This is a genomic window from Microbacterium sp. NRRL B-14842 (assembly GCF_050470785.1).
The window spans coordinates 3035254-3059320 of sequence record NZ_JBFLUM010000001.1 but is presented as its reverse complement, the minus strand read 5'-3'; the positions used below and the strand labels follow the sequence as shown (position 1 = coordinate 3059320).

Annotated in this window: 22 protein-coding genes; 15 read left to right on the top strand and 7 right to left on the bottom strand. The window is 69.7% G+C overall.

All coding sequences use genetic code 11. The features are described from left to right. Positions 1 to 271 precede the first annotated feature (271 nt). Together AB1285_RS14910 and AB1285_RS14905 are read left to right on the top strand one after the other, a co-directional pair. Entirely contained in the window at positions 272 to 1390 is a 1119-nt protein-coding gene (locus AB1285_RS14910; protein ID WP_268777566.1) for a HesA/MoeB/ThiF family protein, read from the top strand. Beyond that, positions 1387 to 2652, top strand: coding sequence for an MFS transporter (locus AB1285_RS14905; RefSeq protein ID WP_366237189.1), 1266 nt, complete (start codon positions 1387 to 1389; stop codon positions 2650 to 2652). The genes AB1285_RS14910 and AB1285_RS14905 overlap by 4 nt, the downstream gene beginning before the upstream one ends. Here the strand turns inward: AB1285_RS14905 and AB1285_RS14900 are convergent. Then, positions 2579 to 3553 (bottom strand): DMT family transporter, encoded by a 975-nt coding sequence (locus tag AB1285_RS14900; protein WP_370428175.1) that lies wholly within the window; start codon positions 3551 to 3553, stop codon positions 2579 to 2581. The two genes, AB1285_RS14905 and AB1285_RS14900, sit on opposite strands and share 74 nt — an antisense overlap. A gap of 214 nt (positions 3554 to 3767) precedes the next feature. On the opposite strand from AB1285_RS14900, the gene AB1285_RS14895 reads away from it, so the two are divergent. Then, positions 3768 to 5129 carry an NAD(P)-binding domain-containing protein gene (locus AB1285_RS14895; protein WP_370428174.1) on the top strand — a complete coding sequence of 454 codons (1362 nt, stop codon included), beginning with the start codon at positions 3768 to 3770 and terminating at the stop codon, positions 5127 to 5129. Between the two features lie 79 nt (positions 5130 to 5208). Here AB1285_RS14895 and AB1285_RS14890 read toward each other — a convergent pair whose 3' ends face one another. Continuing rightward, positions 5209 to 5892: a Pr6Pr family membrane protein gene (locus tag AB1285_RS14890; RefSeq protein WP_370428173.1), complete on the bottom strand. Its 684-nt coding sequence runs from the start codon at positions 5890 to 5892 to the stop codon at positions 5209 to 5211. Between the two features lie 219 nt (positions 5893 to 6111). Here AB1285_RS14890 and AB1285_RS14885 point away from each other — a divergent pair, with 219 nt between their 5' ends. From AB1285_RS14885 to AB1285_RS14835, 11 genes are all read left to right on the top strand, one after another. Further along, the gene (locus AB1285_RS14885) at positions 6112 to 7251 is read left to right on the top strand and encodes a hypothetical protein (protein ID WP_370428172.1); all 1140 of its coding nucleotides are present in this window, start codon (positions 6112 to 6114) and stop codon (positions 7249 to 7251) included. A 702-nt stretch (positions 7252 to 7953) separates the two neighbouring features. Further along, positions 7954 to 9240, top strand: coding sequence for an adenylosuccinate synthase (locus AB1285_RS14880; RefSeq protein WP_363445255.1), 1287 nt, complete (start codon positions 7954 to 7956; stop codon positions 9238 to 9240). Between the two features lie 5 nt (positions 9241 to 9245). Then, positions 9246 to 10349, top strand: a complete 1104-nt coding sequence (locus AB1285_RS14875) for a lactonase family protein (protein WP_370428171.1) — start codon at positions 9246 to 9248, stop codon at positions 10347 to 10349. A 67-nt stretch (positions 10350 to 10416) separates the two neighbouring features. After that, the gene (locus AB1285_RS14870) at positions 10417 to 11808 is read left to right on the top strand and encodes an MFS transporter (RefSeq protein ID WP_370428170.1); all 1392 of its coding nucleotides are present in this window, start codon (positions 10417 to 10419) and stop codon (positions 11806 to 11808) included. A 75-nt stretch (positions 11809 to 11883) separates the two neighbouring features. Continuing rightward, positions 11884 to 12462: a biotin transporter BioY gene (locus tag AB1285_RS14865; RefSeq protein ID WP_280565884.1), complete on the top strand. Its 579-nt coding sequence runs from the start codon at positions 11884 to 11886 to the stop codon at positions 12460 to 12462. A 496-nt stretch (positions 12463 to 12958) separates the two neighbouring features. Further along, entirely contained in the window at positions 12959 to 14395 is a 1437-nt protein-coding gene (locus AB1285_RS14860; protein ID WP_259954097.1) for a dihydrolipoyl dehydrogenase family protein, read from the top strand. A gap of 135 nt (positions 14396 to 14530) precedes the next feature. After that, on the top strand, positions 14531 to 14833 hold the full coding sequence (locus tag AB1285_RS14855) for a DUF427 domain-containing protein (RefSeq protein WP_187662864.1): 303 nt from the start codon (positions 14531 to 14533) through the stop codon (positions 14831 to 14833). Between the two features lie 52 nt (positions 14834 to 14885). Beyond that, on the top strand, positions 14886 to 15746 hold the full coding sequence (locus AB1285_RS14850) for an ABC transporter ATP-binding protein (RefSeq protein ID WP_259954095.1): 861 nt from the start codon (positions 14886 to 14888) through the stop codon (positions 15744 to 15746). Continuing rightward, complete coding sequence (locus AB1285_RS14845; RefSeq protein ID WP_025104210.1) at positions 15743 to 16426, top strand: ABC transporter permease; 684 nt, start codon at positions 15743 to 15745, stop codon at positions 16424 to 16426. Before AB1285_RS14850 ends, AB1285_RS14845 begins: the two co-directional genes overlap by 4 nt. After that, the gene (locus AB1285_RS14840; RefSeq protein WP_370428169.1) at positions 16423 to 17142 is read left to right on the top strand and encodes an ABC transporter permease; all 720 of its coding nucleotides are present in this window, start codon (positions 16423 to 16425) and stop codon (positions 17140 to 17142) included. Before AB1285_RS14845 ends, AB1285_RS14840 begins: the two co-directional genes overlap by 4 nt. 34 nt (positions 17143 to 17176) lie before the next feature. Next, on the top strand, positions 17177 to 18097 hold the full coding sequence (locus AB1285_RS14835; protein ID WP_268777556.1) for an ABC transporter substrate-binding protein: 921 nt from the start codon (positions 17177 to 17179) through the stop codon (positions 18095 to 18097). Positions 18098 to 18256: 159 nt separating this feature from the next. Here the strand turns inward: AB1285_RS14835 and AB1285_RS14830 are convergent, their stop codons facing one another. After that, positions 18257 to 19483, bottom strand: coding sequence for an AI-2E family transporter (locus tag AB1285_RS14830; protein ID WP_259954090.1), 1227 nt, complete (start codon positions 19481 to 19483; stop codon positions 18257 to 18259). Positions 19484 to 19545: 62 nt separating this feature from the next. On the opposite strand from AB1285_RS14830, the gene AB1285_RS14825 reads away from it, so the two are divergent. Then, positions 19546 to 19845, top strand: a complete 300-nt coding sequence (locus AB1285_RS14825) for a chorismate mutase (RefSeq protein ID WP_025104206.1) — start codon at positions 19546 to 19548, stop codon at positions 19843 to 19845. Between the two features lie 9 nt (positions 19846 to 19854). Here the strand turns inward: AB1285_RS14825 and AB1285_RS14820 are convergent, their stop codons facing one another. The 4 genes from AB1285_RS14820 to AB1285_RS14805 all read right to left on the bottom strand — a co-directional run bounded on the left by AB1285_RS14820 (position 19855) and on the right by AB1285_RS14805 (position 23964). Beyond that, positions 19855 to 21561 (bottom strand): long-chain-fatty-acid--CoA ligase, encoded by a 1707-nt coding sequence (locus tag AB1285_RS14820; protein ID WP_259954088.1) that lies wholly within the window; start codon positions 21559 to 21561, stop codon positions 19855 to 19857. A gap of 66 nt (positions 21562 to 21627) precedes the next feature. Beyond that, positions 21628 to 22170: a GNAT family N-acetyltransferase gene (locus tag AB1285_RS14815; protein ID WP_370428168.1), complete on the bottom strand. Its 543-nt coding sequence runs from the start codon at positions 22168 to 22170 to the stop codon at positions 21628 to 21630. Next, positions 22170 to 22763 carry a short chain dehydrogenase gene (locus tag AB1285_RS14810; RefSeq protein ID WP_366237198.1) on the bottom strand — a complete coding sequence of 198 codons (594 nt, stop codon included), beginning with the start codon at positions 22761 to 22763 and terminating at the stop codon, positions 22170 to 22172. Before AB1285_RS14810 ends, AB1285_RS14815 begins: the two co-directional genes overlap by 1 nt. Before the next feature lie 103 nt (positions 22764 to 22866). Then, positions 22867 to 23964 (bottom strand): ROK family transcriptional regulator, encoded by a 1098-nt coding sequence (locus AB1285_RS14805; RefSeq protein ID WP_268777552.1) that lies wholly within the window; start codon positions 23962 to 23964, stop codon positions 22867 to 22869. Positions 23965 to 24067: the final 103 nt, after the last annotated feature.

Genomic DNA, 24067 nt, shown 5'->3' with positions numbered 1-24067 from the left:
CCGCCGACCAGCGTAATCGCAACCTGCGCGGAGGTCGCCGCGAAGCGGCCGGATGAGTCTGCTCCAACGCCTCCATTGACATGCAACGTTTTACCCGCTGATACTTGGCTCGTTCGATACCGACCCGACTATGCGAGAGGAGGAGCTATGTCGTTCACAGTTCGGGCAACCAAGGAACGTGACATCAGCTGGGGTGTTCTCTGGGAACGCGCACGCCACCCCGTATCGCTCGGCCTCCTCGGTCGAGCGATACGGGGCCGGAAGGAACTTCATGCGACCGCAGATCAAAAGAGCGCTACCCATCTATTGGCTCGCTGACGATGTCGTCCGCATCGGCGCGCAGCAGGGGATCACGAAGGAGCTCACCGACCCGCAGGGCCAATTGCGCGTCCTGTTACCGCTGCTCGACGGCAGGCGTGAGTACGGCGACGTCCTTCGAGAGGCGTGCCAAGCCCTCGGCGACCTGTCTGAAGACGACGTGCGCGAGGGGATCCAGTATCTCGACGCAAGCGGCCTCATCGAGGACGCGTGCTCTTACGACAGCCTGCCCGTTCGGCTGGAGGCCAATCAGACGTTCTTTGCGGCCGCCGCCGAGAATACGCAGGCAGCGGCGAATCGTGCCCAGCACGTTCTCCGCGAGTCTCATGTCGTTCTGCTCGGGCTCGGAGGGGGCGGAAGCGCAAGCCTCCCGCAGCTTCTGGCGTGCGGCCTCCGTAAGCTCACCATCCTGGACTACGACGTCGTAGATGAGAGCAACCTCAACCGGCAGACTCTGTTCCGGACGAGTGATATCGGGCGGAAGAAGACCGACGTAAGCGCAGAGTATTGTCGAGCGTTCGCTCCGGACGTCGATGTCGAGGTGTTCGATCTGAAGGTCGCCTCGGTGGACGACATCGTTCGGGTCGCGCGGGGAGCCGACGTCATCATCTGCGCCATCGATGAGCCTCGGTTCATTGCCCAACGCCGTGCGAACGCCGCGGCGGTGCGACTCGGAATCCCCGTCGTCATCATGCTCACTCAGCACACCAGCGGCCGCTTCTTCTCGGTGGTTCCGCGAGAGTCCGGCTGCCTCGATTGCTTGCACATCTTCGACGAACTCAACACGGATGGCTTCCTGCGGCAGTTCCATGCACTGATGTCGCCGGCGAGAGACGCGGCGACCGCGGCGATTGCGCCGCACATTCAGAGGCTCACGTCCTTCGGCGTGGACGAGGCGATGCGCCTGATCACCGGATACGCGGCCCCTTTGGGTCTCGGCCGACAGGTCGAGGTGAACTACATCTCAGGAGCGCTCCGCATCATCATGAACTGGGATCGACACCCGGGCTGCCCGACGTGCGGATCGGGCGACTCCCAGTTCGACTACATCTTCGATGCCGACCCGCTGTGAATCCGCCTCGGCTGGGTCTCTGGCGCGTCCGCGACTATCGGGCGTGGTTCGCCGGTGACACGCTCACCCAAGTCGGCCTGAGCATCGGGGCCTTCGCCTTCACTCTTCTCGGCTACTACGTCACATCCGACGCCTTTCTCGCAGGGCTGATCGGCACTGTCTCGGCCGTCGCGCGGGCGGTGTCGACCCTTCCTGGTGGCGTTCTCGCCGACAGGTTCGACGCCCGAAGGCTGATGATCTGGTCGGGCGCGTCCGCGTTCGCAATCTACGCAGGGCTGTCGGCGATGTACGTCACGGGCACGCTGACGGCAGCTGCGCTCATCGTGATCGCGGCAGGAGAGGGGCTCGTCGTGGGGCTCTTCTTCACGGTCACGGACGTCGCGCTCCCGCGCATCGTCGGGAAGCGATTCCTGGCCGAGGCATCCGCAGCCAACCAGTCTCGCGACGCAGCCATCCGGCTTGCGGCGGCACCGGTATCGGGGCTGCTCTTCGGTGTGCACCCTTCGTTGCCGCTGATCGTCTCGGCGGTCGCTCGGCTCGGAGAAGTCGGATCCGCCCTCGCGATACGCAAGGACCTCAGCCCCGAGGGCCTCGGTGACGAAGCGGGGGTGCGATCGCTCGCCGCAGGTCGTCGTTGGCTGGCGGTGTGGCGTCAACCGCGAACCCTCATCGGTCTGATCGTGCTGGTCAACTTCTGCCTGGGTGCCTGTGGAATGACCATCGTGCTCAGCCAGCAACAGACAGGCACCCCCGCGTGGCAGATCGGAACCATCCAGACCATGCAGGGCGCAGGCGTGCTCGCAGGTGGAGCCGTCGCGGGATGGATACTCCGCCGATACAGCGGGCGCGCGATCGTGCGCCTATCGATCTGCATGATCACTCTGGCGTTCACCGCTCTTCTCGTTACTCAGAGCGTTCCCGCTGTGGCGGTCATCGGCTTCGTCGCCTCGATGCCGTTGATACCTCTCAACGCCGTGCAGGGGTCGTACCTCGCGTTGATCATCCCCGACCAGATCCGCGGTCGCGTGCTGTCGCTTTCGTCCTTGCTCGGAGCGCTCGCCGGCGGTGCCGCGCCTCTGCTGGCCGGAGCGCTTCTGGAGTACGCCGGTTACTACCTTGCGGTCGGGGTGCCTCTCGCCATCCTCGCGGGGACGGCGGTGGCCGCTGCGCTCTCCAGGGCGGTCGGAGCTATTCCCCGGAGGAGCGAGTTCGACCAGGTCGAACCGCTTCCCCTGTCCGCGGGTGCCATCGCAGACGCGTGATGAGCACGCCGAGCAGGCACAGCGCGCCGCCCACGAACATGAGCGGGGTGGGCACCTCCCCGAGGATCAGCCAGGACAGCAGGATCGCGAGGGCCGGGACCACGTACGTCGTCGCGGAGGTCTTCCCCGCGGTGCTGCGCTGCAGCACGTACGCCCAGCTGGTGAAGGCGATCGCGGTGGGGAAGATACCGAGGTAGACCACCCATAGCGTTGCGTCGAGGGGCGCCGTCTGCACGTCGGCGATCAGGGCGCCGAGCCAGGGAAGCAGGGCGATCGTCCCGGCGGCCGCCCCGAGCCAGGTCAGCGTGGTGGCGTCGACCCCCGAGGTGAGCAGGTGTTTCTGCAGCAGGGTGCACCCCGCGTACATGACCGCGGCGAGAAGGGCCAGCAAAAGGCCCGTGAGGTCGGGGCCGGTGCTGCTGGTGGAGTTCATGCCGATGAGGACCACCCCGAGGAAGGCGATGGGAGCGCCGATCACGAGGGGTCGGGGGAATCCCTCCCGGAGGAAGAGACCGCTGAAGACGACGACCATGAGCGGCGCCAGGTTCACGACCATCGCGGCGGTCCCGGCGTCGAGGGTGCGTTCGGCGCTGTTGAGAGCCAGGTTGTAGATGCAGAACCATCCGACTCCCCACACGGCGATCAGCAGCCAGTGGCGGCGCTCCGGGAGACGGATGCCGTGCCGGAGCGCGATGATCGTCAGCACGACGGTGCCCACGGCCATGCGCAGCAGCGCCAAGGCCCCGGGGTCGTAGTGCGGCCCCGCGCCACGGATCCCGATGAAAGCCGACGCCCAGAGCACCACCGTCACCGCGGCCGCGAGCAGCACGAGGGCGCCGCGCGATCGCGCCGGCGAGCCCTGTGGGTCGAGCCGCTCCGATGCCCTGATGTCCTGTCGCACCGTTCGATCCTGGCACCGGCCGCCGACATCGGCGATGCGGGGAAGCGACAGTCGTCGTCGCATTCCCGCCAGCGTCGCCGCGAGGCACTGCTAACGTCGAAGAGCAGCCACTGTCCGGGCGGGTCGAGCGTTCCGCTCCCACCGGGGAAGAACTGTCCTCCTCTCCCGGATACGGCTGCGCCCGATACATGACGGAAGAGTTTGAGGACGATACGTGACGAACAGTGAACGAGTAGCGATCATCGGCGCCGGCCCCTCGGGGATGGCGCAGCTGCGGGCCTTCGAGTCCGCAGCCCGCGCGGGGGCGGAGATCCCCGAACTGGTCTGCTTCGAGAAGCAGGCCGACTGGGGCGGCCAGTGGAACTACACCTGGCGCACCGGGCTGGACGAGTACGGCGAGCCCGTGCACTCCAGCATGTACCGCAACCTGTGGTCGAACGGGCCGAAGGAGGCCCTGGAGTTCGCCGACTACACCTTCGACGAGCACTTCGGACGGCCGATCTCGTCGTACCCGCCGCGTCCGGTGCTGTGGGACTACATCGCGGGGCGTCTCGCGAAGACGCAGGTGCGCGACCTCATCCGTTTCCAGACGGCGGTGCGCTGGGTGGAGTTCGACGAGGAGCGTGAGGTGTTCCGCCTCACCAGCGAGCACCTGCCGACCGGGCGCACGACCACGGAGGAGTTCGACCGTGTCGTCGTGGCCAGCGGACACTTCTCCTTCCCGAACGTGCCGCACTTCGACGGCATCGAGACCTTCCCCGGATCCGTCGCCCACGCGCACGACTTCCGGGGCGCGGAGGCCCTCGCTGGGCGGGACGTGCTCGTGATCGGGTCGAGCTACTCGGCGGAGGACATCGGCAGCCAGGCGTTCAAGATGGGCGCCCGTTCGGTCACCGCGAGCTACCGGACCGCGCCGATGGGCTACGACTGGCCGGAGGGCTTCGAGGAGCGTCCGTGCGTCGAGAGCTTCGAGGGACGCACCGTGCACTTCGCCGACGGCACCTCGAAGGAGGTCGACGCGGTCATCCTCTGCACCGGCTACCTGCACAAGTACCCGTTCCTGCCCGCGGAGCTCGCCCTGTCCTCGCCGAACAACGTCTACCCCGACGGGCTGTACCGGGGCGTGCTCTGGCAGGGCAACCCGCGCCTGGCCTACCTCGGCGCGCAGGACCAGTGGTTCACGTTCAACATGTTCGACGCGCAGGCCTGGTTCGTGCGCGACGTCATCCTCGGCCGGATCGCCCTCCCCGACCAGGCCGAGCGCGCCGCGTCCATCGCCGCGTGGCGGAAGCGGTTCGCGGAGATCGACTCGGCGGCGACGGAGATCCGCTTCCAGGCCGACTACATCCGCGACCTGCTGGAGTGCACCGACTACCCGGCGTTCGACCTCGATCGCGTCGTGGAGATCTTCCTCGCCTGGAAGCACGACAAGAAGGCCGACATCATGGGCTACCGCGACCGCGTGTACCCCTCGGTGATGACCGGGACGCTCGCCGCCGCGCACCACACGCCGTGGCTGGACGAGCTCGACGACTCGCTCGAGCGCTACCTCGAGGCCGACGCGCTCCTCGTCTGATCGCCGACCCACCCCCTTCCGGCCGTCCCACCCCTTTTCGCACGTTCGCAAGGGGGTGGGGCGCACGGAAAGGGGTGGGTCACGGTCTGGCCCGACGCCGCCCGATCCCCACGACGAGCGCAGCGGTGGCGAGGATGATCGCGGCGATGAGGAGCACCCAGAGCGCGACGCCGCCGTAGCCGCCGTTCAACGAGGGATCGAGGAAGGGGTACGGGTACCACCACGGTTTCCCGGTCGCGGGTGCGGTCACGAGGTTCGCGCGGAGCAGGGTGTAGACGACCCACACGATCGGGAAGATCGCGGCGATCCCCACGGTGCCCCAGCCGAGGGCACGACGACGCGGCGCGAACAGCACGTCGGCGAGCAGGACGAGCGGGATGACGACGTGCAGCACCTCGTTGGACCAGGCGACCGTGGCCCCCTGCGGCAGCGCGATCCCGCGGAGCAGCGTGTTGTAGACGACGCCCGTGACGATCATGTAGGTGCTCGCGCACACGAGCAGCGTCGCCAGCCACGTCGGTTCGACTCTCGCGTCGCGGTGCGTCAGCCCCCAGACCCCGCCGACGGCCAGCACCACCGCTGCAAGCACGTTGGAGAGGATCGTGAAGAAGCTGAAGAAGTTCGCGAACACGGTGGGCAGATGCGCGCCCCACGCGGTGTCTGCGGTGAGGGCGATCTCCAGGGTGCGCACGAGCTGCGCGACGATCGCCGCCACCGCGAGCGCCGCCGCCGCGAGTCGGATGTAAGGCCACCACCGCGTCATCGCCACCTCCGTCGCCACTGTAGCGGGATCGAAACCGCGCCCTCCCGGCGCGGTGCGGGATCGAGAACGTGCCTCCGCCCGGGTGTGGGATCGAAATCGTGCCTCCGGCGACCCCGGAAGGAGCGTATTCCGTCCCGTATCGCGCTTCCCCGGCGGACAAGCTTCGGCAATGATGGTCGAGATGGCGTCACGAAGGCCACGGACCCGCCGGAGGTAGTCATGTCGTACGACATCGAAGTGTATGGAAAGCTCCGGCTCGCACCGTCCGAGGTGCAGACCGGGACGGGTCCAGTCACAGCGAGCGAGATCGCTGGCGAGGGGCTCGTTCAGGCCTTCACTCATGATTCAGGGGAGTACTGCTTCATCGTCGACGGGCCGCACGACGTCGGCGGCGAGGACATGGACAGTGTTCCCACCGGCCTCCCCGACAACGTGCGCTTCCGGTACGCAGTCGTCGTCGAAGGCTCTGCGCAGCCCCATATCGGACATGCGCTGCGTTTCGCGGATGAGCTTGCCGGGGCGGTGGGAGGGGTCGTGCACGATCCACAGGTCGTCGTGGAGGAGACGTCCGACCCTCGATACGTGTCACGGAGGACCGGGCCCAGCCGCGAGAAGTTCCTGCACGTCGAGTGGTTCCGGTGCTTCGACGAGGAAAGCCCTTCGCTTGCTCAGATGTATCTCGAGTCGGCGAAGGAGCATCTTCCGGCCGCACTGCCCACCGTGTTCGGGGTCAGCGAGCCACTACGAGGAAAGCTCGCCGAGGACGGGGTGGAAGGGGCCGACCGCATCTACCGCGAAGATAGTCACCAAAGCAGACTGGTCCTCCGGGGGCGAAAGCCCCTCATCTCGGGATTCCTGGATTCGTGGTCCGATCAGTTCGTCGCTGAACACCAGTCCGCACACCTACTCTTCGACGCGGCGGCGCTCTCCCAGCCTCGATTCGTCAGCGCCTTCGAGAGCTTCTTCGTCGATTTCGCACAGCGTTCGAGCAGCTTCTTCTCGTACGCCGAGGTCACGCAGTCCCGCTTCTCACCGACGATGGCGCTGCCGCAATGGGGTGAGTGGCCGGGGCTGCCGCAGAGCCCTCCGTGGCTGAGCTGGTTCTCCACGGAGTACGCCGACCTCGTCCGCCCGCATCTGACCGCGGGTGCGCATCGCGAGCTGAGCGGCGGCATGCTCTATCGCTCGAACATGCCCGCGACGAGCGTCAGCGCTTCATGGACGGAGCCGGGGGCCTGGGTCCCCTCCGAGTTCGTGCCTGTTCAGGCGGATCCTGACAATCACCGCAAATCGACGGCTCGCGCGAGCGAGATGCCCATCGCGCTCCTGTCATCGGACTACTTCGTCAAGGTCCGGTGACTGTGGACCCCGATCGGTGGCGACTATCAGACGATCTCGATCGATTTCGAGCTCGACCACTTGGTGGAGTCGGACGCGTTAGGCGCAGTCGCGGGGTTCCTCGTGGATGTGGCACGTCGCGTCGGCAGCTTCTTCGCCTTCGCCGAGCTCAACGACACTCGGTTCGCGACGGCGCGTCCGCGCGGTTTCGACGGAGCGTGGGGAGGGCTGCCGGTCGACCCTCAGTGGGCCACCTGGTACGACGCGGAGTACTCCACGCTGGTCCGGCCCCGTCTCCGAGGTGGCGAGATCCAGGAGTTCCCGGAGGGGCTCATGCACCGATGGTCCACCACACCGGCAAGGGCAGACGCGATACGCCGGGGGCTCAGCACCACATGGCCGCCACCCGATCTCGTGGGCTCGGTCCACACCACACCAGGCGGTCCCCGTGGGATCGCACAGGCGAAGGTCGTGCCGGAATCGCTACGAGTCCCTTCCTCGTGAACGGGGGCCGGTCCTCGGTGAGCCTTTGTCGACGAACGCGCGCCACCGCCTGATACGGGATCGAAACCGCGCCTTCAGGGCCCCGGGCCGGTGTGTATTCCGTCCCGTATCGCGCTTCCGAGGGCTGTCGGAGGCCTGCCGATAGGATGGGAGAGCCCGATCGGGCCAGCTCATCCGCCGGTGGAATCCCGGCGAGAGGCATCATCCAGGGGGTTACCCATGCCAGGAATCGTGATCGTCGGCGTGCAGTGGGGCGACGAAGGAAAGGGCAAGGCCACCGATCTGCTCGGTGAGCGCACCGACTGGGTGGTGAAGTTCAACGGCGGCAACAACGCCGGGCACACCGTCGTCGTCGGCGACGAGAAGTACGCCCTGCACCTGCTGCCCTCCGGCATCCTGTCGCCCGGCGTGAACCCGGTCATCGGCAACGGCGTGGTCATCGACCTCGAAGTCCTCTTCTCCGAGCTGGAGGCCCTGTCCGCCCGCGGCATCGACGTCTCGCGGCTCAAGGTCAGCGCCAACGCGCACATCATCACGCAGTACCACCGCACGCTCGACAAGGTCACGGAGCGCTTCCTCGGCAAGCGCAACATCGGCACCACGGGCCGCGGCATCGGCCCGGCCTACGCCGACAAGATCAACCGCGTCGGCATCCGCGTTCAGGACCTCTTCGACGAGAACATCCTGCGCCAGAAGGTCGAGGGCGCTCTCGACCAGAAGAACCACCTCCTGGTGAAGGTCTTCAACCGCCGCGCCGTCACCTGCGACGAGATCGTCGACGACCTGCTCTCCTACGCCGAGCGTCTGCGTCCGATGGTCGCCGACACCGGCTACCTCATCGACCAGGCACTGAGCCGCGGCGAGGTCGTCGTGTTCGAGGGTGGCCAGGCCACGATGCTCGACATCGACCACGGCACCTACCCGTTCGTCACGTCGTCCTCGGCCACGGCCGGCGGCGCCTCGACCGGGTCCGGCGTCGGCCCCGGCGCACTCGACCGCATCGTCGGCATCGTCAAGGCCTACACGACCCGCGTCGGCTCCGGCCCGTTCCCGACCGAGCTGTTCGACGAGCAGGGCGACTGGCTGCGCAAGCAGGGCTTCGAGTTCGGCACCACGACCGGGCGCCCGCGCCGCGTCGGCTGGTACGACGCACCCATCACCCGCTACGCCACGCGCATCAACGGCATCACCGACCTCGTGCTGACCAAGCTCGACATCCTCACCGGGCTCGAGAAGATCCCCGTGTGCGTGGCCTACGACGTCGACGGGGAGCGCTTCGACGAGGTGCCGGTGAACCAGACCGACTTCCACCACGCGAAGCCGATCCTGGAGTACTTCCCCGGGTGGAGCGAGGACATCTCGACCGCGCGCACCTTCGAGGATCTTCCGCAGACGGCGAAGGACTACGTGCTCGCGCTGGAGGAGATGAGCAACACCCGTATCTCGGTGATCGGCGTCGGCCCGGAGCGCGATCAGGTGATCGTGCGCCACGACCTGCTCGACTGATCGGCATGACACGGTTCTGGCTCGGGGGCTACGGCCCGGCGATGGAAGGCTCCGCCGAGGGGATCGGCGTGCTGGCCGGTGACGAGGGCCGTGAGGCCACGACGCTCGCCTACCGCGGACCCGTGACGCAGACGCCGTCGCCGTCGTGGTTGGCGGCGCATCCGTCCCTCGACGTCGTGTACGCGGCGCTGGAGGGCGTTGCCGCGGTGCAGGCGTTCGTGCGCACGGGCGAGATGGCGCTGTCCCCGCTGGGCGATCCGGTGCCGACGGGGGACGGCGTCTGCCATCTCGCGGTGTCGCCGAACGGCCAGACGCTCGTCGCCAGCTGTTACGGCGACGGGCGGGTCGTCCGCTTCGGGCTCGCCGCCGATGGCCAGCTTGTCCCGGCGAAGGAGGATGCAGCCGCGGCCCTGCGTGCCGCCCTGTTCGGCGACGGCGATCCGGACGCGGCTCCCGTCACTCCCGCCGGCGATGGCATCGCCGCGGTCGATCCGTACGGCGCCGCGGACCGCGCGTCCCACGCGCACGCCGCCGCCTTCCTCCCGGACGGCCGCGTGGTGACGACCGATCTCGGGTTCGATCTCGTCCGGTTCTGGCGCCTGCAGGGTGGTGGGCTCGCCCTCGATCAGGAGGTCGTGCTCCCGCGCGGCACCGGCCCGCGGCACATGGTCGTGCATCCGAGTGGCCACCTGCACATCGTGACGGAGTACTCGTGCGAGGTCTTCACGCTCGCAGCGGCCGCCGACGGCACCTGGAGCGTCGTCTCCTCGGCTCCGGCGAGCCCCATCGCACAGGTCGGCGTGGACTTCCCCGCCGAGCTCGCCCGCACCAAGGACGGTCAGTTCCTCTACACCGCTCTGCGCGGCAGCAACACCATCGCGGCGCTGCGGGTGCGTGGCAGCGGCGAGGCTCTGGAGCCCGTCGCGCTCGCCGATTCCGGTGTCGACTGGCCGCGGCATCACCTCGTCTACCAGGGCAAGCTCCTCGTCGCCGGGCAACGTTCCGACACCGTGACGCTGCTCGACCTCGATGACCGCACGGGAGCCCCGCTCGGAGTTCGGCACGAGGCGCAGGCTCCCGCACCGACGAGCATCCTCCCGCTCCGCTGAGCCTGTGCGGGGCTGCGCGTACCCCGGGCTTGACCTCAACCATTCTTGAGGTTCTAGCGTCGTCCTCATGACGACCGAGACCGGGCGCGCTGCGCCGTCCACGCCCGCCCCGCCCCGCATCCTCGGTGGCGAGTACGTCTGGATCACGATCGGCGCGTGCGCCCTCGTGTTCCTCGGCGCCTTCGAATCACTGGCGGTCACCACGGTGATGCCCGCGGTCAGCGCCGACCTCGACGGAGAGCGGCTGTACGCGCTGGCCTTCGCCGGGCCACTCGCGACGAGCGTGATCGGCATGGTCGTGGCCGGAAACTGGTCGGACCGGCGGGGTCCCGTGGTGCCGTTGTATGCGTCCGTCGTCCTGTTCACGGTAGGGCTGCTTGTCGCGGGGCTTGCGTCGAGCATGGAGGTGCTCGTCGCCGGGCGCTTCGCCCAGGGGCTCGGCAACGGCGGGCTCATGGTGGCGCTCTACGTCGTGGTCGCCCGGGTGTATCCGACGTCGCTGCACCCGGCGATCTTCGCGGGGTTCGCCGCAGCGTGGGTCATCCCCTCCCTCATCGGTCCGACGATCGCAGGAGCGGTCACGGAGGTGTGGAGCTGGCACTGGGCCTTCCTCGGGGTCGTGGTGCTCGTCGTGCTCGCACTGCTGATGGTCGTCCCGGCTCTCCGGGGACTCGCCCGCAGCGGGGACGCGAACATGCCCTGGGCGCTCGGACGGCTGGGATGGTCGGTGCTCGCCGCCGTCGCGGTGCTCGCCCTCGACCTCGTGGGAGAGGTCCCGGTCGCCGGTCCATTCCTGTCGGCGGTGGCGGTGGTGGTCGCGGTCGCGGCGGTGCGCCCACTCGTTCCTCGGGGCACCCTCGTCGCCCATCGGGGGCTGCCGTCGGTGATCCTGGTCCGCGGTCTGGGGGCGGCGGCGTTCTTCGGGGCGCAGATCTACCTGCCGTACCTGCTCACGGATCGATACCTGCTGTCGCCGACCCTCGCCGGGCTCGCGCTGACCGGGGGTGCGCTCGCCTGGTCGGCGGCGGCGACCGTCCAAGGGCGGATGGGCGAGCGCCTGTCGAGCGTGACGGCCGTGCGGGTGGGGACGATCCTCGTGGTCGTCGGGATCGCGCTCGTCCTGGTGATCACCGTGATGCACGCGCCCGCGCTGCTCGCCGCGTTCGCCTGGATCGTCGCCGGCGCCGGGATGGGGTTGATGAGCCCGCGCACGAGCGCTCTCGTCCTGGCGATGTCGTCCCCCGCGGAACAGGGGTTCAACAGTGGCGCCATGACCGTGGCCGACTCGTTCGGCAGTGCGCTCGCCCTCGCCGTCACGGGCTCGCTCTTCGTCGCCCTCGGGGCTGCGGCAGGGGTGGATCCGTTCGCCGGGGTGTTCGCCCTCGCCGCCGTGGTCGGGGCGGGAGCGGCCGTCCTCGCTCCGCGGACGAGGGGTGTCGACCCGGCCGCCGCGGGGTGATTTGCGCCTCGCGTGGCCCGCCCTCTAGCCTGATGAACGGTGTTCAGGTGAACACCGTTCAGGAAGGATGGACCGATGACCCCCACGACCCGCGACACCTCGGCGACCCTCGGCCGCGTCGCCGTCTTCGCCGCGCTCATCATCGTGCTCGGCACGGTCGTCGTCCCGCTGCCGGGCGGGGTGCCCATCACCGGACAGACACTCGCCGTCATGCTGGCGGGTCTCGTCCTCGGCCCGCGTGTCGCGCCATGGTCGGTCGCACTCGTCCTCGTGCTCGCGGCGATCGGTCTCCCGGTGCTCGCGGGCGGGCGTGGCGGACTCGGGGTCTTCGTCGGCCCCACGGCGGGATATCTGCTCGGGTGGGTCGCCGGTGTCGTCGTCATCGGACTCCTGATGCGCACCGGCCGCCCGACCTGGTGGCGCGCCGCGATCGCGGCGTTCGTCGGCGGCGTCCTCGTCGTCTACGCCTTCGGCATCCCCGTGCAGGCCCTCGTCACCGGCGTCCCGCTCGACCTCACGGCCCTCTCGACCCTGGCCTTCCTTCCCGGCGACCTCATCAAGGTGACCGCGGCCACCCTCATCGTCATGGCCCTCCGTCGCGCCTATCCCCGGGCCTTCGCCGACCCCCGCCGCGTCCCCTCCGTCGTCGCCTGACTATCGGGCCGTCCTTTCCGGTCCCGTCGACTCCGTCCGTTCCGTCGACTCCGTCCGGTTCCGTCGACTCCGTCCGTTCCGCCGACTCCGTCCGTCCTGCTCCAGATGCACGACCGTGACACGTCTGCCGGCGGATCGCCCCGTCCGGATCGTGCGACCGTCCCCACGTCGTGCATCCGGAACCTCGGACCGGGCTCGCCGACCCGGATCCGGACCCGTAGCCCGCCGTGACGAGTCCGTGGTTCCTGGTTTGGATGCACGACCAGGTCACGTCTGCCGGCGGATCGGTCCCGTCCGAGTCGCGCAGCCGCACTCGGGTCGTGCACCCGGAACGTCGTCGGAAGGAACGTCGTCGGAAGGAACGTCGTGCATCCGGGACGGGGACCCCCCCGGGGAAGACGGGCATATCGGCCGACGGGAACAACTCACCCGTGACTCGACGTTCCTCATGAGCGAGACTGGGCCACGGACCGATGCGGCCACGAGAGGGGCGAGCATGACTGCTGCCGAGAAGACCGACGAATACGACCTCATCGTGCTGGGCGGTGGTCCGGTCGGGGAGAACGTGGCGGACCGTGCCGTGCAGGGCGGTCTCAGTGCGATCATCGTGGAGAGCGAGCTCGTCGGCGGGGAGTGCTCGTACTGGGCCTGCATGCCGTCGAAGGCCCTGCTCCGTTCGGCCCAGGCGCTCCGTGCCGCGCAGCACGTCGCCGGCGCCGCGCAGGCCGTCACCGGGACCCTCGACGTGCGGGCGGTGTTCGAGCGCCGCGACTCCTTCACGAGCAACTGGTCCGACGACGGACAGGTGAAGTGGCTCGAGTCCGCCCACATCGACCTCGCCCGAGGCCACGGCCGGCTGACCGGGGAGCGCGAGGTGACCGTGACCGACCAGGACGGCGGCACCCGCGTGCTGCGCGCCCGTCACGCGGTCGCCATCAGTACCGGCTCGGACGCGGTCATCCCGCCGATCGAGGGTCTGCGGGAGGCTTCGCCGTGGACGAGTCGCGAGGCGACCAGTGCCGAGGAGCTGCCCGAGAGCCTCGCGGTGATCGGCGGCGGCGTGGTCGCGGTCGAGATGGCCACCGCGTACGCCGCGCTCGGCTCGTCGGTGACGCTCCTCGCGCGCAGCGGGCTGCTGGGCGGGATGGAGCCCTTCGCCGGGGAGCGGGTGGCCGACGGCCTGCGTGAGCTCGGCGTCGACGTCCGCACCGACACCGGCACGACCGCAGTGCACCGCGACGGCGACCGGGTGACGATCACGCTCGACGGCGGGGAGACCGTGACCGCCGCCGAGGTGCTCGTGGCGACCGGACGCTCCCCGCGCAGCGCCGACATCGGCCTCGACGTGGTCGGTCTCGAGCCGGGCCGCTGGATCGAGACCGACGACACCCTCCGCGTCCCCGGACACGACTGGCTCTACGCCGTGGGCGACGTCAACGGCCGCGTGCTGCTGACCCACCAGGGCAAGTACCAGGCGCGCGCGGCGGGCGACGTCATCGCCGCCCGCGCGAAGGGCGACGCCGTCGATGACGCTCCCTGGGGGCGTCACGCCGCCACGGCCGATCACGCCGCGGTGCCCCAGGTCACCTTCTCGATCCCGGAGGTCGGATCGGTCGGTCTCACCGAGGCGGCGGCCCGCGAGGCCGGCACCGCCGTCCGGGCCGTCGACTACGACCTCGGCTGGGTGGCGGGCGCGAGCCTGTACGAGGACGGCTTCGCCGGGCAGGCGCGCCTGGTCGTCGACACCGACCGCGACGTCGTGATCGGGGCGACCTTCGTCGGCCCGGAGGTCGCCGAGCTCGTCCACGCCGCGACCATCGCGATCGTCGGGGAGGTCCCGATCGCCCGACTCTGGCACGCGGTGCCCTCCTACCCCACGATCAGCGAGATCTGGCTGCGGCTGCTGGAGGGCTACGGCCGCGACTCGGCCTGATCCGGGCAATCCGATTCCGGACGCGTGACGAACAGAACGCGCAATATGTCCCAGATTCACGACCGCGCGCGCAACCCGGTGCCGGATGTCCCACCCGTCTTATACGCTCGAACCCACATCCGAGGAGGCAGGACCATGAAGGCTGTACTCGCAGGAAACGTCATCGCCGAGGCCGACCAGGACGACCTCATCCGCATCGAGGGGAACTGGTACTTCCCGCCGGCATCCGTCGCGCCGGACGCCCTCGTCGAGAGCCCCACCCCGTACACGTGTCCGTGGAAGGGCGAGTGCCAGTACTACTCCGTCCAGGTCGGCGGAGAGCTGCACAAGGATCTCGCGTGGTCGTACCCGCATCCGTACCCGTCGGCGTTCGACCGGGTCGGCAAGGACTTCTCCGGCTACGTCGCCTTCGCCCCTGGCGTCGAGGTCTCGGCCTAGTCCCGCACGACGCACGACCGCACGTCCGAACGACCGTCGGAGAGACACCCTCATGATCGAGTTCCGCAACGTCACGAAGCGCTTCCCCGACGGGACGCTCGCCGTGGACGACTTCAGCCTCGTGCTGCCCTCCCGCAAGACCACCGTGTTCGTCGGATCCTCCGGCTGCGGGAAGACCACCCTGCTGCGGATGATCAACCGCATGGTCGAGCCGACGTCGGGGGAGGTCGAGATCGACGGGGAGAGCGTGCTCTCGGGCGACCCGGTCGCCCTGCGCCGGCGCATCGGTTATGTGATGCAGAACTCCGGGCTCATGCCGCACTTCACCGTCATCGACAACGTGGCCACCGTGCTGCGGCTGAACGGGGTGAAGCGCACACAGGCGCATGAGCGTGCTCGCGAGCTGCTCACGACCGTCGGCCTCGACCAGGCGCTCGCCGAGCGGTACCCGAGCCAGTTGTCGGGCGGTCAGCAGCAGCGCGTCGGGGTGGCCCGCGGGCTCGCCGCCGATCCGAACATCCTCCTCATGGACGAGCCGTTCGGAGCGGTCGACCCCATCGTGCGCGCCGACCTCCAGCAGGAGACCCTGCGGCTGCAGCACGAGCTCGACAAGACGGTCGTGTTCGTCACGCACGACATCGACGAGGCGTTCCTCCTCGGCGACCAGGTCGTCATCCTCGACAAGGGCGCCCGGATCGTGCAGGTCGGCAGCCCGAGCGAGATCATCGAGAACCCGGCCGACGACTTCGTCTCCTCGTTCATCGGAGCCGACCGCGGCCGCCGCGCGCTGCATCTCAAGCAGACCCCGCGCGGGACCGTGGTCGTCGACTCCGAAGGCCGCACGCAGGGAGCGATCGTCGATGCGCCGGAGGGCGTGGTCGACGGAGCAGATGCGATGAAGGCGGCCCCGTGAACTGGGTCGGCGACAACCTCGGGCTGATCCTCGAGCTCACCGCGGTGCACCTGCAGCAGAGCGCGATCGCGATCGTGCTCGGTTTCGTGCTGGCGCTCCCACTGGGGTGGGTGGCCTGGCGCTATCAACTCGTGAAGGGTCCGGTCATCGTCCTGACCGGACTGCTGTATACGATCCCGTCCCTCGCCCTCCTGATCTTGCTGCCGTCTGTGGCGGGCTACCCGGCGCGCAGCCCGGCCAACCTCGTCATCGGCCTGACGATCTACGCGATCGCGATCCTCGTCCGCGCGGTGTCCGACGGCCTGGACTCGGTCGACCCCGCGATCCGGCAGTCCGCGGTCGCGATGGGCTACGGCGGGTTCCGCCGCTTCTGGACGGTCGACTTCCCACTCGCCGGGCCGGTCATCCTCGCGGGCCTCCGCGTGGCGGCGGTGAGCACCATCTCGCTCGCGACGGTCGGCATCCTTGTCGGCGTCACGAACCTCGGCTACCTGTTCACGAACGGCCTCCAGCGCCGCATCCTCGCCGAGGTCTTCACCGGCATCGTCGCCGTCGTCGTCATCGCTCTGGTCATCGACCTCCTGCTCGTGCTCCTCGGGCGTGCCCTCATGCCGTGGACGCGGGCGGCGGCCACCCCCGCCGCCGCGCGTCGGACGATCACGTTGAGGACGGCCGCATGAACGTGTTCACCGAGGCCTTCGCCTGGCTGTTCTCCCCCGACCGCTGGGTCGGGACGTACTCCCTCCCCGCTCTGTTCGGCCAGCATGTCTTCTACACGGTGGTCTCCGTGCTGATCGCCGCGGTGATCGCCGTACCGCTCGGCTGGCTCATCGGGCACACCGGGAAGGGGCGGGAGATCGCGGTCGCCGTCTCCGGAGCGGCCCGCGCCATCCCGTCCTTCGGACTCATGGTCCTCCTGGTGCTTCTGCTGGGCGTGCTGCGCACACCGCTGGCGGCGATCATCACCTTCGTCGTCCTGGCGATCCCGTCCCTGCTGGCCGGCGCCTACACGGGCCTGGAGGCAGTCGATCGCCGAACCCTCGATGCGGCGCGGGCGATGGGGATGACCGGCTGGCAGGTGTTCTGGAAGGTCGAGGTGCCGCTCGGCATGCCGCTGCTGGTCGGCGGCCTCCGTTCGGCGCTGCTGCAGGTGATCGCCACGGTGACGATCGCGGCCTACGTGAACCTCGGCGGCCTCGGCTGGCCGATCATCCAGGGCATCCCGCTCCGCCGTTTCGACCAGGTGCTCGGCGGCGCGATCCTCGTCGCGGTGCTCGCGCTCCTCGTCGACCTCCTGCTTGCGCTCGCCCAGCACGCCGCGGTGCCCCGCGGTGTGCGCACCCGTCCGCAACGCCGCCGCGCTCGGGCGACCGCCCCCGCGGCCGCACCCGCCTGACCCACAGCATCGTCCCCCAGAGAAGAGGAAGTCCATGTTCACCGCACGAAAGTCCCGCCTCGCCCTTGCCGGCGGCGTCGCGCTCGCCGCCGCCCTCGCCCTCTCCGGCTGCGCCAACAGCAACCCCCTGGACGCGCCCACCGACGACTCCGGCGACGGTGGGGGCAGCGACACCATCGTCATCGGCTCGCAGGCCTACTACTCGAACGAGATCATCGCCGAGATCTACGCGCAGGCGCTCGAGGCCGCCGACTTCGACGTCGACCGTCAGTTCAGCATCGGCCAGCGCGACGCCTACATGCCGGACGTCGAGTCCGGGGCGATCGACCTGTTCCCGGAGTACACGGGCAACCTGCTCGAGTACCTGGACAAGGATGCGACCGCCACGAGCCCGGACGACGTCTACGCCGCGCTGAAGGACGCGCTCCCGGACGGCCTCACCGCGCTCGACTACGCCGAGGCGTCCGACCAGGACACCTACACGGTGCTCAAGAGCTTCGCCGAGGAGAACGACCTCACCTCGATCGCCGACCTCGCGGACGTGACCACCCCGGTCACGATCGGTGCGGCGCCCGAGTTCGAGCAGCGCCCGTACGGTCCGGCTGCGGCCAAGGAGGTCTACGGCGTCGACCTGGCGTTCTCGGCCACCGGTCCCACGACGCTGGAGTCGCTGCTCGCCGGCGAGATCCAGGTGGCGGACATCTACTCCGCCGACCCCGCATTCCAGACCGAGGACATCGTGGCGCTGGAGGACCCGGAGAACATCATCCTGGCCTCCAACGTCGTGCCGATCGCGTCCAGCGACGTGGCCGACGAGATCGCCGACGTCATCAACGGCATCAGCGCCAAGCTGACCGCCGAGGAGCTCGTCGCCCTCAACGTGCAGAGCACGGTCGACCAGAAGTCGGCGGAGGACATCGCGAAGCAGTGGCTCACGGACAACGACCTCATCTGAGTCGTCTTCCCGCGAAGCGCCCGGCCCTCAGGGCCCGGGCGCTTCGTCGTTCTCGCCCGCCGGCGTGCACAACTCCGGAGATCTCGCCCGACACGCCGCGGAGGACCCCCGGCTGACGGCGTGTCCTCCCGAATCTCCGGAATTGTGCACGGGGCGGGGTCAGGTCCGAGCGTCCTGCTTCGGCACGACCACCTGCTTGACGATGATGAGGATCGAGGCGGTGACGGGCACGGCCACCAGAGCGCCGAGCAGGCCGAGGAGCGTGCCGCCGGCGAGAGCGCCGATGACGACGAGCGAGCCCGGCACCGCGACGGCCTTGTTCATGACCCGCGGCGTGAGCACATACGCCTCGATCTGCATGTAGACGAGGTAGATCGCGGCGAAGATCAGGGCGGCGATCGGGTTCGTGAACAGCGCGAGGATGGTGCCGATCATCCAGAACAGCACCGAGCCGACCAGCGGGATGAGCGTGACGCAGAAGGCGATGGCGGCCATGAGCGGCGGGAACGGCAGACCGAGGACGGTGTAGAGGATGAGGGCGAGGGTCGCGTTGCAGAAGGCGAGGACCACCATCCCCATCACGTAACCACCCACGGAGTCGGTGATCTGCTGGGAGATGTCGTCCGCGCGGCCGCGGTCGCGGGCCGGGACGAGGCGCAGCAGCCCCTGGCGCATGGCCGGGAGCGTCGCGACGAAGTACAGGGTCAGTACGAGCACGACGATCGCGCCCGAGATGCCGCTCGCGATGGACGCACCGACCTGCAGCGCGCCTCCGCCGATCGTCGCGAGGTTGCCGAAGTCCGACAGGAACTTCTCCACCTCCGATACGAGGTCCTGGAACTGGTCGCCGAACTGGTCGTTGAGGGTGGCGTAGATGTCGGACTTCGTGAAGTCCCGGATCATGCCGGGGACCGACTTCACGAAGCCCGCGATCTGCTCGACGACGATGGGAACGATCATCCAGAGGACGAGGCCGACGACGACGATGAGGGCGAGGATCGTCACCACGACGGAGAGCGCGCGGGACAGCCCGCGGCGTTCCAGGAAGCGGACGGCCGGGTCGAGGCCGAGCGCGGCGAACAGCGCGAGCGCGATGTAGATGAGCACGGTGGAGAGGTTGTAGAGCGCGCTGCCGATCACGAGCGCCCCGAGGCCGCCGAGCGTCACGAGGAACCCGAAGACGAACGGCCGATCGATCCGCGTCCAGAACGAGCGGCTCGGCGTGGTCGGCTCGATCACCACGGGCCGGGGCGGCCCGGTCACTGGTGAGTTTCCCGGCGCCTCCACCGCGGCGCCGACGAGCGCGGCATCGACGGGGGCGGGTTCCGGGGCGCGGCTGCCCTGGTCGTCCTGCGGAGCGGAGGCCGGCGACTGGTCGTTGCTCATGAGCACACGATAGCGGTGCCCCTCGTCGGGGGCAGGGTGATCTGCGGCTCTAGAGTAGGGGCATGACTGCCGCTGAGGATCCGAAGGCCGAACTGCTCCGGCTGCGTGCGAGCATCGACAACATCGACGCGGCCCTGATCTTCCTGCTCGCGGAGCGGTTCCGCGCCACACAGCAGGTGGGACACCTGAAGGCCGAGCACGCGATGCCGCCGTCCGACCCGAACCGCGAGGAGCAGCAGGTCGCCCGGCTCCGGGCGCTCGCCGAAGACGCCCACCTCGACCCGGAGTTCGCGGAGAAGTGGTTCAACTTCGTCGTCGCCGAGGTCATCCGGCACCACACCGAGGCCGCCGAGGGACGCTGACTCCGCTCGTCAGGCCCCGCGCGCCGCGAGCAGCCGATCGCGCACCTCGCGCCGCAGCACCTTGCCGATGAGCGACCGCGGGAGGTCGTCGACGGCGGTGATGCGCCGCGGCACCTTGTAGGCGGTCAGCCGCGTACGGCAGAAGTCGCGGAGCCCCTCCATGTCCTCGGCGGCGCCCTCACGGAGCACCACGGCCGCCGCGACCTCTTCGCCGCCGCTCGACCGGGGCAGCCCGACGACGGCCGCCGCCACGACGTCCGGGTGGGCTTCGAGCGCGTTCTCCACCTCGCTGGGCGCGACGTTGAAGCCGCCGGTGATGATGAGCTCCTTCCGGCGGTCGACGATGGTGACGAATCCGTCCGGTGAGACCTCCGCGATGTCGCCGGTACGGAGCCAGCCGTCCGGCAACAGGGCCTCGGCCGTCTCCCCCGGCCGACCCCAGTAGCCCTGGAAAACCTGCGGTCCGCGCAGCAGCAGCTCGCCGGGCTCGCCCGTGGGCACGTCGACGTCGGGGTCGTCGGGATCGACGACGCGGATCTCGGTGCTCGGGAACGGCACTCCCACCGTGCCGGGCCGCCGGGTCGGACCCATCGGGTTGCCGAGCGCGACGGGGGAGGCCTCGGTCATCCCATAGCCTTCGACGAGCAGCCCTCCGGTCGCCTCCTCCCAGCGCCGCACGGTCTCGACGGGGAGGCTCATGGCCCCGGAGATCGCGAACCGGACGCTCGAGAGGTCGACGGTGCCGCGTCCCGCCGCCCGCGCCAGCTGATCGTAGATCGGCGGGACGGCGGGGAGGAAGGTCGGAGGGCTCGTGCGGGCGGCGTCGGTCACGAGGCCCAGGTCGAACGTCGGGAACAGCACGACCTTGGCCCCGATGCTCAGGGCGAACGTGAGACACAGGGTGAGGCCGTACGCGTGGAAGAGCGGAAGCACGGCGTAGAAGGTCTCCTCGCCGTCGCGGAGCCCGGGCACCCAGGCCCGCCCCTGCATCGCGTTGGCCCGCAGGTTCGCATGGGTGAGGATGGCCCCCTTGGGAATCCCTGTCGTGCCGCTCGTGTACTGCAGGACGGCGGTGTCGCCGAGCGACGGCGCGGGCGTCCGTCGGGGAAGCCGCCGGTGGGACACGAGCTTCTTCCACGGCGTCAGGTGCCGCGCGCGCGGCGTGCCGGTCAGCTTCGCCCGGGACGCCCGGGCCTTCGGGACCGGGAGTCGCAGCAGGAGGCGCTTCGACAGGGGCATCGCCGCCGTGAGGTCGACGCTCACGATGTGGTCGACCCGGAGATCGTCCGGGAATCCCGCCACGGTGTCGGCGACCTTGTCCCACACGATCGCGACCCGGGCCCCGTGGTCCTCGAACTGGTGGCGCAGCTCTCGCGCGGTGTAGAGCGGGTTGTGCTCGACGACGATCGCGCCGAGACGCAGGACCGCGTAGAAGGCGACGACATGCTGCGGGCAGTTCGGCAGCACCAGCGCCACCCGGTCGCCCTTCGTGACCCCGAGGTGGCGGAGTCCTTCCGCGGCGCGGTCGATCTGCTCACCGAGGTCCCGGTAGCTCGTGACGGCGCCGAAGAACTCGAGGGCGGGCCGCCGCGCGTACTGTCGGATGCCGGCGGCCAGCATCTCCGGCAGCGTCTGCGTCGGCTCCTCGATGTCGGCCGGCACGCCCTCGGCATAGGAGCGGAGCCAGGGACGGGAGGACAGCGGCGCGTCGGTCATACCCTCATCCTCCGACACGGACCTGTGCTCCGCCTCCCCCTTGCGCTCACCGCCGTTCGGCGGCAGTCACCCGTCCGCGAGCATGCCCATGACGATCGCGTCGACCCATTCGCCGTCCCAGCGCAGCGCCTCCCGGCGCCGGCCTTCGACGACGAACCCGGCCTTCTCGTAGGCGCGCTGCGCCCGCGGGTTGAACGCGTACACCTCGAGCTCCACGCGATGCAGTCCCACGGTGTCGAAGGCGTGCCGGATGACCGCGCGCGTCGCCTCGGTCCCGTATCCGGCGCCGAACCACCGCGGGCCGGCGAGGGCGATGCGGAAACCGGCCGAGCCGTTGTCCTCGTCCAGGTCGCTGAGGACCACCTCGCCGATGTGCGCGCCGTCGTCGCGACGGAGGATCGCCCAATCCGCCCGGTCGTCCCGGTCGGCGAGCGACCGGAGCCAGGTCTCGACGCCCTCGCGGGTGAAGCGCGCGTGGGTGCCGGTCAGCCGCAGCACCTCGGGCTCCTGCAGGGCCGCCCAGGTGCCGTCGAGATGCTCCGGTCCGAGCGGCACGAGGTCCAGCCGCTCGGTGGTCAGGGTGGGGACGGGAGTGAGGGAGAGCGCCATCAGACGGGGAGCACCCGCCCCGAGACGATGCCCTCGACCGCGCGCACGTACGCTTGGCCGACCTCGTCGTCGGTGACAGGGCGGTGGCCGGGGAAGGCCGAGAAGTACCCGGGGGAGTTCGCCAGCACGTCGGGGGAGACCGCATTGATGCGGATCCCCCGCGGGGCCTCGGCCGCCGCCGTGATCACGAACGACTCCAGGGCGCCGTTGGCCATCGCCGCCGCCGCTCCCGTCGCGATCGGCTCCCGCGCGAGCACGCCGCTGGTGAGGGTGAGGGAGCCGCCGTCGGTCACGTGGTCGAGGGCGACCCGCACGACGTCGAGCTGCGCGAGGGTCTTCCCGGTGAAGGCGGCGAGATAGTCGTCGCGGTCGAGATCGGTGAGCGGCTTGAAGGGCACGGAGCCCACGGCGACCACGACGGCGTCGACCGGGCCGACCCGCTCGAAGAGGCTGCGGATGGAGGCGGGGTCGGTCACGTCCACGTTCTGCTCGCCGGAGCGGGACGCCCGCACGACCTCGTGTCCCCGCACGTCGAGGGTGGCGGCGACCACCCCGCCGATGCTGCCGGTCGCGCCGATCACGAGTACCTTCATGCGGATTCCCTCCCAGGACGGATCGAGACGACGGACGGCCGCCTCGCGGGATCGAGTCTCCCATCCCTTCCGGGCGGGAGGGGACGGATGACGGGCGCGTCCGTCAGCGCGGGCTGAACTCGGCGGCCACCACGCGGGTCGCCGCACCCAGCAGGACGGCGTCTTCGACCGCGCTCGGCACCACGGTGGGTCCGAGAGAGGGGTGCGAGGCGGCTCGGACCGCGGTGGCCGTCGCGTCGACCAGTGCGGCTCCGACGATCTCGTCGGGACCGCTCAGCACGATCGTCGGCAGGTCGACGGCAGCGGCGATGACCGAGAGCGACGTGCCGAGCCGCGCACCCGCGGCGGCGAGCACCTGCGTGCGGTCCGCTCCCGAGGCGTCCAGGCGCCGGGCGATGGCGGGAGCCGCGGCCCACGCGTGGACGCAGCCGTCGCGTCCGCACAGGCAGACCTCGCCGGGGTCGCCGCCCGCACCGACGTGCGCGAGCTCACGGGCCCCGATGGATCGTTCGACCGGGGCGCCGTCGTCGCCGACGACGCGGATCGCGGTGCCGATGCGGGTGCCGAGGCGGACGAGGAGGAAGTCGGTGCCGACGGAGCCGAACCGCTGCTCGGCGTCGGCCACGAGATCGGCGTCGTCGAAGAGGTGCACGGGGGCGTCGAGGATCTCCGCGAGTCGTGGCCCGAGACCGAGCAGCGCGGAGGAGCCGGTGGGCACACCGATGCCGATGCCGAGCGCGGGACCGTCGGCGAGGCTCCGCAGCTCCGCGACGAGACCGGCGACGGCTTCCGCGGCGTCCGGGGTGCGCGGCCGGTGGAGGCGGTGCGAGAGGCGACCGTCGGGCGAGGCCAGCGCCCCGATGACCTCACCGGGCACGGAGAGGTCGAGCGCGATGACCTGCACGGCGCGCTGGTCGAACTCGAGCATCACGGCGGGCTTTCCCGGCCGGGACTCCTGACTGGGTCCGCTCTCCCGGATCACGCCGTCGGCGAGCAGATCGCGCACGACGTCGGACACGGTGGGGCGGGCGAGACCGGTGAGCCGGGAGAGATCCGCGCGGCTGAGAGCCGACTGCTCCATGAGCGTGCGCAGGACGAGGGCGCGGTTGCGTTCCCGGATGCCGCGAGCGTGGCCGTTGGACGACGTCTGCGCGTCTCGTGTCCGATCGGCGGCGCGCTCTAGGATCTGGGGGTAGCGCATGATGCTCCTCCCGATCGACGCTCGGGCTGACTAAGTTCAATGAATAAACTAACGGACCGAGCGTACGGAGCGGTACGCGCGCTGTCAATCGACGGACCTCGGC